Here is a 12,778-nt window from a genome sequence, read left to right as displayed (position 1 = left end):
CTTGAAGGAAGTGAAAATAATGGAGAAGATACACCAATATGTGTTCGTGCACACATCATTCAAATAGTGACTGATAAGGCTAGAAATAAAAGATTAAACGTATATAAAATAAAACAGGTAACCGATTCTATTTAAATCGATTACCCGTTTTGGAATTCTTATTTTCCCCACTTATCTTTTACTTTTCCGGCCACTTTATCGGCTTCATCTGCTACTTTATCAGCAATTTCCGCACCGGCTTCTACTGCTTTAAGTCCAAGATCCACTGCTTTTCTTTCAGCATGAGCAGCAGCTATTTCAGCATCACGACCTATGCGATGGATAGCATTATAAATTTCACTTTCTAATTGTTTTGCTTTTGCTGTACGTGAAAGACGATAAGCTACTGCGCCAAGGATTGACCCAATTCCGAGTCCAATCCAGAAATTTCCATGTCTACATTCCATAATCAAGTTCTGTTTTTAGGATTAAAAATAAATTATATAAATATCTATTTAGATTTCGAGAATAAAGAAGCAATCCACAATACAAGGATAGCTCCTACGGTGGAAGTTATCAAACTTCCGATCAGTCCTGAAGCTGCCAGTCCGAAAAGGGCAAACACCCAACCGCCCAGTACACCTCCAAGAATACCAAGTAATAAATTTATAACAAGACCAAAACCTCCGCCGCGCATTATTTTACCTGCGAGGAATCCAGCCACAATACCAATAACGATATACCATATAAAGCCCATATAATCCTCCTTTTTTATTTAACAACAGTAGGTATGAAGAATAGTTCAGTCACTCAAAACTGAATTAACGACAATTTACAATCCTTAGTCTTAGAGCTTTATTCCTATCATATTGAATTAATCACAGCAAATATATATTGAGAAACGGGAAGTTTCCGTACCTTTGCAGCCGATTTTTCAGGAACACTTCAATAGTAAATAGGTATTATGGTACAGAATCAGGAACAACCCGTAGGAAAAATTACATTTTCCATTTTGATTGCATTGAGTCTTTCGCATTGCCTCAACGATCTTTTACAGTCGGTGCTATCAGCATCTTATCCTTTATTTAAAGATGATTTAGGACTTAGTTTCGCGCAAATCGGACTTATCACACTAGTCTATCAACTTTCCGCTTCAGTTTTTCAACCGATTACCGGAATTTTCTTTGATAAGCATCCCGTCGCGTGGTCATTGCCTATCGGAATGAGCTTTACACTGATTGGTTTGATAAACTTAGCATTCTCTGATAATCTATACTGGATATTAGCCTCCGTATTCTTAATCGGAATTGGCTCTTCCGTACTGCATCCGGAAGCCTCCCGTATCACGTTCCTTGCCTCCGGCGGAAAACGTGGACTGGCACAATCACTCTTTCAGGTAGGTGGTAACTTCGGAGGTTCATTAGGCCCTTTGCTGGTTGCTCTGTTGGTGGCTCCTTATGGCAGGCAACATCTCATCGTATTTGCATTTGTGGCTTTAGCTGCTATCGGAGTGATGTACCCAATTTGCAAATGGTATAAATCATATCTAAACCGGATGAAAGCACAGACCGTCAGTGTCAGAAAAACAGTTCATCTTCCTTTGCCTATGGATAAGACAGCCCTTTCAATCGCGATATTGCTGATTCTGATTTTCTCCAAGTACATTTATATGGCAAGTCTTACCAGTTATTATACCTTCTATTTGATCCATAAATTCAATGTAAGCGTACAAGATTCGCAACTATATTTATTTATCTTTCTGGTAGCTACTGCTATCGGAACATTAATTGGTGGACCTGTCGGTGACCGAATTGGTCGGAAGTATGTGATCTGGGCTTCTATTTTGGGAGCTGCCCCATTCAGTTTACTAATGCCACATGCTAATTTGATGTGGACTATTATCCTTAGCTTCTGTGTGGGATTGATGCTTTCTTCCGCTTTTCCCGCCATATTGCTTTATGCACAGGAATTGCTTCCTACCAAGCTCGGATTAATATCAGGGTTATTTTTTGGATTTGCATTCGGGGTGGCTGGTGTAGCATCTGCCGTACTCGGTAATTTAGCGGATAAAACGAGTATTGAATATGTATATAATATCTGTGCTTATATGCCGCTACTAGGATTGGTCACATTCTTTTTACCGAATTTGAAGAAGAAAAAAATAGAATAAGATTAGATTAAATAAAATGGGGTGTGTCACATTTTGCGCTCCCTCTTTTCCAAAGAAAACGACCGGTATGCATCGTCACGACGTATACCGGTCTACAAGTTAAGGTCAAAGTCAAAAAATTAAGAGAGCTATTTATATGTTAGGGTTAGCGTTAATTTCTTTCTGTGGAATAGCATATAAATAATAGGTGCTATTTACTGTAAACGGTTTACCGTTCGGGAAGTTGAGGAACCAATGTCCCAGAGGATTTCGTTTTTCAAAGCTACCACCCTCCTGCCAGCAATCGACTTCTGTCTTTTGCATCTCATCCGATAAAGCAGCACGTTCTACTGCCTTTTGTGTACGAAGTATATCGGTAATACCAAATCCTTCTCCCCAAAGTTCACGGCGACGTTCCATCAGAATCTCATTGATTACATCTTCCTGTGATTTTCCTGTCACCTCATAATCCCCTACTCCACGGGCATTACGCAATGTATTCAATGGAGCTACAGCCTGTGCCAACGCTACACCATCACGAACTTTCGCCTCCGCTTCTATCAAATACATTTCAGCAGCACGCATCAAGACCAGATCAGCCGTATCATCTGCACGCATGTGAAATTTCTTATATCCCAAATATCCTTCACGCATCCACTGAAACAAAGGTAAACGAATATCACCTTCGGTAAATGTATCTTTCAGATGGGGATCAGCCATAAAGCTGCTATATGCTCCTACGTATGTTGCATCCAAATAATAGAAATTATAGCTGGCATCCGATTGGGAAGGAATTTGAGGAAATCCCCATATCCATTCTTTATTGGAAATATTATTAAAACCTTCATACTCGGCTGTAGTTGTCATCAACGTATATCCTGCACGTGCTGCTTCAGCAGCTTTCGCAGCTTCTTCCCACTGTCCTGTCAGCAAGTAAGCACGAGCCAAAAGACCGTTGACTACTGCTACATTTGGTTTGAACTTTTGATTATCACCGCTGCGGACATAGTTTTTCAAATAGTCCTTCGCCAAAGTGAGGTCGTCGAAAATAAGCTGATAAACCTGTGCCACTGTTGATTTTCCTTTCGGTACAGTGGAGCTATTGCTAGGTTCGGTATATATAGGAACACACGAAGCATCTTTATCTTTCAAGTAGGTGAATTGATAATGCTGTACCAAGTGCAAATAACAAAAGGCGCGTAATGCCAATGCTTGTCCCTGTGCCTGACGGAGTTCTTCCGAATCCCCCTTGATAGAAATGGCAGTGTTACAATTATCTATCGTTTTATATATCAGATACCAGGCAAACTCTGTTCTACCATTTGAGGATTGCGCTATATCATTAAACTGATACGAAGAGTTAAAACCATATTTCGGACGGGAAACAATATCACTTGCCATCATATCATCCAGACACTGAAGTGCCCGATAACCGATATTGGCATAGGTACTTGAATAATCAAACAGATTATACCAGGCACCATTCACAAGTGCCTCCGCATTTTCGGGTACAGATACCTTATCCGAACTTACCGCATCTGTGGGGTCCGTATCCAAAAAACTGCTGCTACAACTCGTTGCCAGGAAAAGTCCGGCAACTGCCGCAAGAATGGATTGAATTTTTATTTTTCTCATAATTTAGTCTGAATTTAGAAAGAAACATTGATACCTCCGGAGATGGTTCTCATAGCCGGATAACGGTAATAAGTGATACCGGTAATTCCCTGTTCAGGGTCTAGTCCCTGATTCCGGTGAATGGTAAACAGATTATCTCCTTGTACATATACCTGCACACTGCTCAATGACAACTTACTAATCCATTGTTTGGGTAAGTTATAGGAAAGTGTCAGGTTTTTCAATCGCATATACGAATTATTCTGCAAGAAGCGAGTGGAAGCCGAGTTCCAGTTATTAGAGGTAGTACTCAAAGCAGGGACATCGGTATAGCGATTGTCGGGAGTCCATCTTCTTAGAATCTCCGTCGACCAGTCGCGACCTTCCAAACTTCCATTGTGCAGAATCATTGTAACATCACGATTGTAGATATATCCGCCGATACTGTAAGCAAAGATAGCCGAAAGATCGAATCCTTTCCAAGAAAGAGACGTATTGAATCCGCCATACACCTTCGGAAGAGACGATTTGTCAACATAATAATAGTCAGCCGAACCATAATCATTTGTTGTGACACGTTTTCCGGTCGGATTCTTATTTGCATCCACCTCATCCTTATACCACAGCGGATCTCCGTTTTCAGGATCTATCCCCGCCCACTCTATCATATAGAAATCATACACCGAACGACCTACCTGCAACTTGTTCACACCACTTCGCGGCATATCTTTCAATGGGAGGTCTGTCACCTTATTCTTATAATGCGTCAAGTTCATACCCAGTTTCCATACCCAACCATTCTGATTGATAATCGTTCCGTTAAGTACCATTTCTATACCTGTATTCTTCAAGGCTCCTACATTTTCGTCAATAGAACCGTATCCCAGGGAAGGAGCTATCGGACGTGAATAAAGCAGGTCTTTCGAACGACGTGTAAAGAAATCAAACGAACCGGAAAAACGGTTATTGAACAGGGAGAAGTCGATACCTACATTAAAGTTGAGGTTTGTTTCCCATTTCAGATTCGGAGTTGCCATACGGTCGGACACTAACGCATTTTCTCCCAAATTGGAAACAATAGTATAAAGTCCTTTACTTGCATAATAAGTACCTAGGTTGTCATTTCCCTGCGCACCATAGCTCATTTTCAGAGTCAAGGCAGACAACCAGTCGGAAGTACTTGCCATAAACTCTTCCCGGTCGATACGCCAAGAAGTACCCAACGACCAGAAATTTCCCCAGCGGGTCTCCGGCGCAAAACGTGAAGAACCGTCGCGACGATAGGATGCCGAGAAGAAATATTTATTTTGATAGTCGTATAATGCTTGAGTCAGATAACCCACCAACGCATAATCGATGCGATACCCCGAACCTCCGGTCAACTGCGAACCGACTACCAGTTCCGGCATATCAGGCTGCGCCATTTTGGAACGTGATGCTGTCAGTTCATCATAACGGTAAGAATAGGCTTCCACACCGGCAAGGACATTAAAATGATGTTCACCGATTGTCTTGTCATACGTAGCAATATTATTCCATGTCCAAGAGAAAGTACGGGTATTCATTCGGCTGACGCCGCCGCCGTTTTCTTTAGCCGGGCCCAATTGGGGGTTCGTATAATCCAACGTATTATAATTAATCAAGTCAAAGTTAAAACTAGTCTTGAATTTCAATCCCTCAATAATCGTAGCTTCCAGAAAAGTACGACCGGAAACTTCATCTTTCATTCGTTCTGATTTGTCTAAAGGCAAAGTAGCCGGCAGATTCCAGTTTGCCATCGAACCGGAAGGACGATAAGAGCCGAAGTCATAAATGCGGTCTCCATTCTCATCCAATTTGTAACTACCGTCGGTATTCATTTCATAAATCGGATAAAATCCCGGCATGGTACGCCCTGCGGTAATCACGTTACTGGTTTTAGAGTCGGAAGAAACCGGATAGTTCTGCATAGAATGTGCAAAACTCAAATTGACTCCTCCCTTCAACCAGGAGGTCATTTCGCTGGTGATATTGGAACGAAGATTGAAACGCTGATAACCGGATTCAAGCGCAATACCTTTATCATTCAGGTATCCGGCTGAAAAGAAATACTGATTTGCTTTTCCGCCTCCGGAAACACTTAGATTCAACTCTGTGCGAAGTGCTTGTTGTTCCATGGCGTCACTCCAGTCTGAATTCCATAATGGACGGGCATCTGCCACCAATTTTCCATCTGTACCGACCGGTTGCGCATATTGGGGACCGTATGGATTCGGTCCACCTCCCATCAATTTCGTAACCAGGTCTTTGGATGCTTGTGCCGCAGCAGTTGCCGGAGTATAATCCGCGCTCTTGGCGTACTGATTGCGAAGTGCTTCCCAATACAATTCAAAGTATTGATCGGTACTGACACGATCATAATCACGCACGGCACGATTGGAACCTCCTAAAGAGGCTTTTACCTTTACGGTCGCTTTGGTATTTTGATCTCCTTGCTTGGTTGTGATAATAATCACCCCATTTGCGCCACGTGAACCGTATAAAGCAGCAGAAGCCGCATCTTTCAATACTGTCATCGAAGATATATCATCAGGATTGATAGAGTTCACACTACCATCGAACGGGACACCGTCCACTACATAAAGCGGAGCGCTGGAAGCGTTGATAGACCCGATACCACGAATACGGATTTCCGCATCCGTACCCGGCTGGCCGCTTGCCGCACTTGCCTGTACTCCGGATACCGTACCCTCTAATACACGTGATATGCTGGAAGTCTGTAACTTTTCAATCTCACCAGCTTTCATCGTCGAAGCTGCTCCGGTAAAACTATACTTCTTAGCGGTAGCATAAGCTACTACCATTACTTCTTCCAGTTCCTTACTTTCCGATTCCAACGTGACATTAATCACACTCCGGTTATTCACCGGTTGTTCTACTGTTCTCATTCCTACAAAACGGAACACTAAAGTACCGGTAGCAGGAACCTCAATCGAATACTTTCCATCAATATTGGTAATGGTGCCGGAAGATGCTCCTTTCAATTGTACGGAGACACCAGGCAAAGGTTCTCCTTCAGAAGTCACCGTGCCTGTCACGCGTTTCTCCTGCTGTGCTTCCGCATATACTATATTTCCTGCAAAAAGCAGAAGAGACACGACTAATAAACGTAAATAGATTCTCATAATTTTGTGGCTTAAGATTTATTTGCTTGTTGTAACTAACAGTATATTGAACTTTTTTGTTTAGGAAACGAAACATTTTTTAGAAGATTGCTAGTATAAATCAACGAAAGGTAGTACATTCGTGAAACGAAAAATATCTATACCAACAAAGAACCACATGGGGAAACGGGTTATTCTATATCTTTTTCTGTTATTTTCACTGTCCTTACAGGCGCAGACTGAAGAGAAAGTCTCTTTAGGCAACGATAGTACAGAAGTAGATTCCACAGCAACCGCCAAGCCAAGTGCTTTTAAAAGAGCGATCAAGAAGTTTATGAACTTCAGTGATTTCGATACGCTCTATATCAGTCCCAACCGTTATAACTATGCGCTGATGGTTACTCATTTCAGCAACTTTGAGTATTATTCTATCACCAGTGAATTGCCGCAGCCACAGAAACTTAGTTTTTCTCCCAACCCGCACAACAAGATAGGATTGTATTTCGGCTGGCGATGGATTTTCCTGGGATGGTCTGTAGATGTGAACGATATTTTCAAAAAAGGTACCCGAAAGAACAGAGGAACAGAATTCGATCTTAGCCTATACAGCTCCAAACTGGGTGTGGATATCTTCTATCGTCGCACTGGCAATGATTACAAAATACATAAAATCAGAGGATTTTCAGACGATATCCCCTCCAACTATTCCGAAGATTTCAGCGGAATAAAGGTAGATATCAAAGGACTGAATCTATATTATATCTTCAATAACCGCAAATTCTCCTATCCTGCCGCATTCAGTCAATCCACCAATCAACGACGCAATGCAGGTACATTTATTGCAGGTTTTTCCATTTCAAAGCATCATCTCGACTTCGACTATACAGCACTTCCGGGATTTATCCAGGAAGCGATGAATCCTGCCATGAAAGTCAAGAATATTAAATACACCAATGCCAACATCAGTTTCGGCTACGCCTACAATTGGGTCTTTGCCCGCAACTGCCTGGCATGTCTGTCTCTCACCCCTGCCATTGCCTACAAAGCTTCCGATGTGGACGCAGAAACAAATGAAGCAAAAGCATGGTACGGTAAATTCAATCTGGATTTTCTGATTCGGGCAGGGATTGTCTACAACACAGGCAAGTATTACGTAGGTACTTCTTTTGTTGGAAAAAACTACAATTATCATCGCAACAATTTCTCTGTCGACAATGGATTCGGTACTCTCCAAATATATGCCGGATTCAACTTCAACACCCGCAAAGAATACAGGAAAAAGAAATAATTCCACAGAAACTAGAAATCATCAACTTGCTTGCTTATCCAAAGAATCTTTGTACATTTGCCACGTTCTAACGAACAAAAGTAAAAAAATCAATGAAGCAACAACGCCACATACAGACCACACGCGCTCTTCTTTCCCGCTTTCGCTACTGGGGAAGAAAGAACTATGCTGCCTTTGCAAGTATGGGACGCGAATTCCAAATCGGTCATCTGCATACCAATGTAGTAGACGTTGCTCTTCGTAAGCAGAATGCTGCACAAACTATCCCTTATCATACATTTATGACACTTCAGGAAATCAAAGACCAAGTGTTGGCGGGTATCGACATATCACCCGACCAAGCTGCTTGGCTAGCCAACATGGCTGACAGCGAGGCGCTTTATGCCGCCGCGCATGAGATTACCGTCGCGCGTGCTTCACACGAGTTCGACATGTGTTCCATCATCAACGCCAAGTCCGGCCGATGTCCGGAAAACTGCAAATGGTGTGCACAATCCTCCCACTACCGGACTAAAGCCGAGATTTACGATCTCCTTCCCGCTGAAGAATGTCTTCGACAGGCCCAATACAATGAAGCCCAGGACGTCAACCGATTCTCCCTCGTTACCAGCGGACGAAAACCATCTCCCAAACAGATTACCCAACTTTGCGATACAGTCCGTTATATGCGTCGACATTCGTCGATTCAACTTTGTGCTTCTCTGGGACTGCTCAATGAAGAAGAATTGCGTTCCCTGCATGAAGCAGGAATCACCCGTTATCACTGTAATCTGGAAACTGCCCCGTCTTATTTTTCCAAACTCTGCTCTACGCATACGCAAGAACAGAAACTGGCTACTCTCGATGCAGCCCGTCGTGTAGGCATGGATATCTGTTGCGGAGGTATCATCGGCATGGGAGAAACGATGGAACAACGGATTGAATTTGCTTTCACATTGGCAGAACTGAATGTTCAATCCATACCTATCAACCTGCTTAGCCCGATTCCGGGAACTCCACTGGAAAATGAGCAGCCTTTAAGCGAAGAAGAAATACTCAAAACCATCGTTATCTTTCGTTTTATCAATCCAACCGCTTTTCTGCGTTTTGCCGGAGGACGTTCACAGCTTTCTTCCGAAGCGATGCGCAAGGCATTATATATCGGAATTAACTCGGCTATCGTAGGCGACCTATTGACAACACTCGGCTCCAAAGTATCGGAAGACAAAAAGATGATTCAAGAAGAAGGTTATCATTTCGCCGGTTCCCAGTTTGACCGCGAACATATCTGGCATCCGTACACTTCGACTACCGATCCGCTTCCTGTCTACAAAGTGAAACGGGCAGACGGAGCAACCATTACCCTCGAAGACGGACGGACACTCATTGACGGAATGTCTTCCTGGTGGTGTGCAGTGCATGGATATAATCATCCGGTATTAAATCAGGCGGCAAAAGAACAATTAGATAAAATGTCTCATGTCATGTTCGGAGGACTGACGCATGATCCGGCCATTGAACTGGGGAAACTATTATTGCCTTTGGTTCCTTCCTCCATGCAGAAAATATTCTATGCAGATTCCGGTTCGGTAGCCGTAGAAGTGGCACTGAAAATGGCTGTACAATATTGGTATGCCGCAGGAAAACCGGAAAAGAACAATTTCGTGGCTATCCGTTCCGGCTATCACGGTGATACGTGGAATGCCATGTCTGTATGTGATCCGGTGACGGGTATGCACAGTCTTTTCGGTTCGGCATTGCCTGTACGTTATTTTGTCCCGTCCCCCACTTCCCGGTTCGACGGAGAATGGAATCCGAAAGATATACTACCTCTACAAGAGATGATTGAAAAACATTCAAAAGAGTTAGCGGCGCTTATTCTGGAACCGGTGGTACAGGGAGCAGGCGGGATGTGGTTTTATCATCCGCAGTACCTGCGCGAAGCAGAAAAGCTTTGCCGGAAGCACGATATTCTTCTTATTTTCGATGAGATAGCAACGGGATTCGGACGAACCGGTAAACTTTTTGCTTGGGAACATGCCGGAGTAGAACCGGATATAATGTGTATCGGTAAAGCACTGACCGGAGGATATATGACACTTTCTGCTGTATTGACCAGCAACCGGATAGCAGATACAATCTCTAACCACACACCGGGAGCTTTTATGCACGGACCTACATTTATGGGGAATCCACTTGCGTGTGCAGTGGCTTGCGCTTCCGTTCGCCTGCTGCTCGAATCCGGTTGGCAAGAGAATGTGAAGCGAATCGAAACTCAACTGAAAGAAGAACTAGCTCCTGCACGGGAATTTCCGGAAGTGGCTGATGTACGAATACTCGGAGCCATCGGAGTCATTGAGATGAAACGTCCGGTAAATATGGCCTATATGCAACGAAGATTTGTGGAAGAAAGAATCTGGGTACGTCCCTTTGGCAAGCTGGTATATCTGATGCCGCCTTTCATCATCACTTCGGAACAATTAAGCGAACTGACTTCCGGCTTACTTAAAGTTATTCAAAAAAGATGACAGATAAGAAGAATATTACCAGATTTTCACCCAAGAATCTGTTCCTCGGTGAGCAAAAGGGTGTTCCTCGGTGAGGAACGGGCCTTTCCTCACCGAGGAAGGATGCCTTGGTCGGTGAGAAACTTTCGGGATACTTCTTTAGACAATAAACATCTTATAGACAACTGATTACGCTTTCAACCATCCATATATCGAATACTTATTACTTAAAACAATAATTCATGACATTAGAACATATAAACCAGGAACTCCAGACCTTGAAAGAGAAAAAGAACTACCGTTCTCTCCCACCGCTTATTCACGAAGGACGAGATGTTCTGCTGAACGGACAACGAATGTTGAACCTATCTTCTAATGATTATCTCGGGCTGTCCAATGACATTTCATTGAGGAAGGAATTCTTAAAAACACTCACCCCTGAAACATTCCTGCCTACTTCCTCCTCTTCCCGGTTACTGACCGGCAATTTTAGTGACTATCAGAAGTTGGAGCAACAGCTAGCCACGATGTTCGGAACGGAAAGTGCACTTATATTCAATAGTGGTTATCATGCCAATACAGGAATACTTCCTGCCATTTGCAATACTCACACACTGATTCTTGCCGACAAGCTAGTGCATGCAAGCCTGATAGACGGAATTAAATTATCATCAGCTAAATGTATTCGGTATCGTCACAATGATATTTCCCAGTTGCAACGACTGATTGCTGAAAATCATAACGCTTATGAGCAGCTTATTATTGTTACCGAAAGTATCTTCAGCATGGATGGCGATGAAGCTGATCTTCCCGCTCTCATTCAACTCAAAAAGAGTTATTCCAATGTTCTTCTTTATGTAGATGAGGCTCATGCTTTTGGTGTACGAGGAAAAAAAGGATTAGGATGTGCCGAAGAACAGGACTGTATCAACGATATAGACTTTTTGGTAGGAACATTCGGAAAAGCCATTGCTTCGGCAGGTGCCTATATTGTCTGTCGGCAACTCATTCGGGAATATCTTATTAATAAAATGCGCACGTTTATATTCACCACCGCACTTCCTCCTATCAATATCCAGTGGACTTCGTGGGTGTTAGAACGCCTTTCAGCTTTACAACATAAGAGGGCTCACCTGCTACAAATCAGTGAAAAGCTAAAGGTAGCCCTTACAGCCAAAGGATATAATTGCCCATCGGTGAGCCATATTGTACCTATGATTATAGGAGCCAGTGAAGATACCATATTGAAAGCAGAAGAACTCCAGCGCAAAGGATTCTATGCATTGCCCGTCCGTCCACCTACCGTACCCGACGGAACTTCACGTATCCGTTTTTCACTGACAGCGGACATCACTGAACATGAAATTGACCAACTCATCAAACTGATAAACGAATGAAGCAGCATTTTATCATAAAGAATAATCAGAAGCATCTATTGCTTTTCTTCGCCGGTTGGGGGATGGACGAAACTCCTTTCCTGACCATTCATCCTACAGATAAGGACTGGATGATTTGCTATGATTACCGTTCATTAGCATTTGATACCGACTTATTGGAAACCTATTCCCAGATTACACTTATCGCCTGGTCGATGGGAGTCTGGGCAGCTTCGCAAATCATGAAGCAGTACCCACATCTGCCTGTCTCCCAAAGTATCGCCATCAACGGCACCCTCTACCCCATACACGAAACCAAAGGTATCGCTCACTCTATTTTCGATGGCACACTTCAAGGGCTGAATGAACAAACCTTGCAAAAATTTCAAAGAAGAATGTGTGGTTCAATAGCTGACTATAAAACTTTTCAAACCATATCCCCCCAGCGTCCGATGGAAGAACTCAAAGAAGAACTTGCCGCTATACAACAACAATATTTATCATTGCCGCCCTCTGATTTTAAATGGCAAAAAGCTATCATAGGAAAAGGCGACCGCATTTTCCTCCCGGATAACCAATATTTGGCATGGGAAAACCAAGTGGACTCTCTTGAACAAGTGGAAGCGGCACATTACCAACAAGAGCTTTTTAACACGATACTCATGCAGCCGGAGAACTGATGCATCCATCATTTTAAAATAAAGTGATTATCAAGTATATCAGCCTATTAAACAAATATTGAT

Annotated in this window: 9 protein-coding genes; 5 read left to right on the top strand and 4 right to left on the bottom strand. The window is 43.0% G+C overall.

Annotated elements, in window-relative coordinates:
• Nucleotides 1-158 precede the first annotated feature (158 nt).
• Nucleotides 159-446: a YtxH domain-containing protein gene (locus AB5217_RS20285; protein WP_032847176.1), complete on the bottom strand. Its 288-nt coding sequence runs from the start codon at nt 444-446 to the stop codon at nt 159-161.
• A gap of 44 nt (nt 447-490) precedes the next feature.
• Nucleotides 491-736 (bottom strand): GlsB/YeaQ/YmgE family stress response membrane protein, encoded by a 246-nt coding sequence (locus tag AB5217_RS20280; protein ID WP_004297125.1) that lies wholly within the window; start codon nt 734-736, stop codon nt 491-493.
• A 207-nt stretch (nt 737-943) separates the two neighbouring features.
• On the opposite strand from AB5217_RS20280, the gene AB5217_RS20275 reads away from it, so the two are divergent.
• A complete protein-coding gene (locus AB5217_RS20275) occupies nt 944-2,149 on the top strand; it encodes an MFS transporter (RefSeq protein WP_032847178.1) in 1,206 nt (401 codons plus the stop codon).
• A gap of 132 nt (nt 2,150-2,281) precedes the next feature.
• Here AB5217_RS20275 and AB5217_RS20270 read toward each other — a convergent pair whose 3' ends face one another.
• Nucleotides 2,282-3,763, bottom strand: a complete 1,482-nt coding sequence (locus AB5217_RS20270; protein ID WP_004297127.1) for a RagB/SusD family nutrient uptake outer membrane protein — start codon at nt 3,761-3,763, stop codon at nt 2,282-2,284.
• Between the two features lie 14 nt (nt 3,764-3,777).
• Nucleotides 3,778-6,906, bottom strand: a complete 3,129-nt coding sequence (locus tag AB5217_RS20265) for a SusC/RagA family TonB-linked outer membrane protein (RefSeq protein ID WP_032847180.1) — start codon at nt 6,904-6,906, stop codon at nt 3,778-3,780.
• A gap of 157 nt (nt 6,907-7,063) precedes the next feature.
• On the opposite strand from AB5217_RS20265, the gene AB5217_RS20260 reads away from it, so the two are divergent.
• The 4 genes from AB5217_RS20260 (at nt 7,064) to AB5217_RS20245 (ending at nt 12,715) form a co-directional block, all read left to right on the top strand.
• Nucleotides 7,064-8,173, top strand: a complete 1,110-nt coding sequence (locus tag AB5217_RS20260; RefSeq protein WP_032847182.1) for a DUF4421 domain-containing protein — start codon at nt 7,064-7,066, stop codon at nt 8,171-8,173.
• Between the two features lie 92 nt (nt 8,174-8,265).
• Nucleotides 8,266-10,680, top strand: coding sequence for an adenosylmethionine--8-amino-7-oxononanoate transaminase (gene bioA / locus AB5217_RS20255; RefSeq protein WP_008999988.1), 2,415 nt, complete (start codon nt 8,266-8,268; stop codon nt 10,678-10,680).
• 221 nt (nt 10,681-10,901) lie between these two features.
• Complete coding sequence (locus AB5217_RS20250) at nt 10,902-12,056, top strand: 8-amino-7-oxononanoate synthase (protein ID WP_004326645.1); 1,155 nt, start codon at nt 10,902-10,904, stop codon at nt 12,054-12,056.
• Nucleotides 12,053-12,715 carry a DUF452 family protein gene (locus AB5217_RS20245; RefSeq protein WP_004297134.1) on the top strand — a complete coding sequence of 221 codons (663 nt, stop codon included), beginning with the start codon at nt 12,053-12,055 and terminating at the stop codon, nt 12,713-12,715. The genes AB5217_RS20250 and AB5217_RS20245 overlap by 4 nt, the downstream gene beginning before the upstream one ends.
• The last annotated feature ends 63 nt before the right edge of the window (nt 12,716-12,778 follow it).

Origin of the sequence: Bacteroides sp. MSSM.1001136sp1_RTP21357st2_D2_RTP21359_211015, assembly GCF_040913205.1 — a bacterium.
Lineage (GTDB): Bacteria > Bacteroidota > Bacteroidia > Bacteroidales > Bacteroidaceae > Bacteroides > Bacteroides ovatus.
Note: the sequence above shows the minus strand (reverse complement) of the source record. Positions and strands in the feature narration are given on the sequence as shown.

Coding starts and splice junctions, on each gene's coding strand:
- AB5217_RS20250 (WP_004326645.1), top strand. CDS start 10,902: ATGACATTAGAACATATAAACCAGGAACTCCAGACCTTGAAAGAGAAA.
- AB5217_RS20275 (WP_032847178.1), top strand. CDS start 944: ATGGTACAGAATCAGGAACAACCCGTAGGAAAAATTACATTTTCCATT.
- AB5217_RS20265 (WP_032847180.1), bottom strand. CDS start 6,906: ATGAGAATCTATTTACGTTTATTAGTCGTGTCTCTTCTGCTTTTTGCA.
- AB5217_RS20270 (WP_004297127.1), bottom strand. CDS start 3,763: ATGAGAAAAATAAAAATTCAATCCATTCTTGCGGCAGTTGCCGGACTT.
- AB5217_RS20245 (WP_004297134.1), top strand. CDS start 12,053: ATGAAGCAGCATTTTATCATAAAGAATAATCAGAAGCATCTATTGCTT.
- bioA (WP_008999988.1), top strand. CDS start 8,266: ATGAAGCAACAACGCCACATACAGACCACACGCGCTCTTCTTTCCCGC.
- AB5217_RS20280 (WP_004297125.1), bottom strand. CDS start 736: ATGGGCTTTATATGGTATATCGTTATTGGTATTGTGGCTGGATTCCTC.
- AB5217_RS20260 (WP_032847182.1), top strand. CDS start 7,064: ATGGGGAAACGGGTTATTCTATATCTTTTTCTGTTATTTTCACTGTCC.
- AB5217_RS20285 (WP_032847176.1), bottom strand. CDS start 446: ATGGAATGTAGACATGGAAATTTCTGGATTGGACTCGGAATTGGGTCA.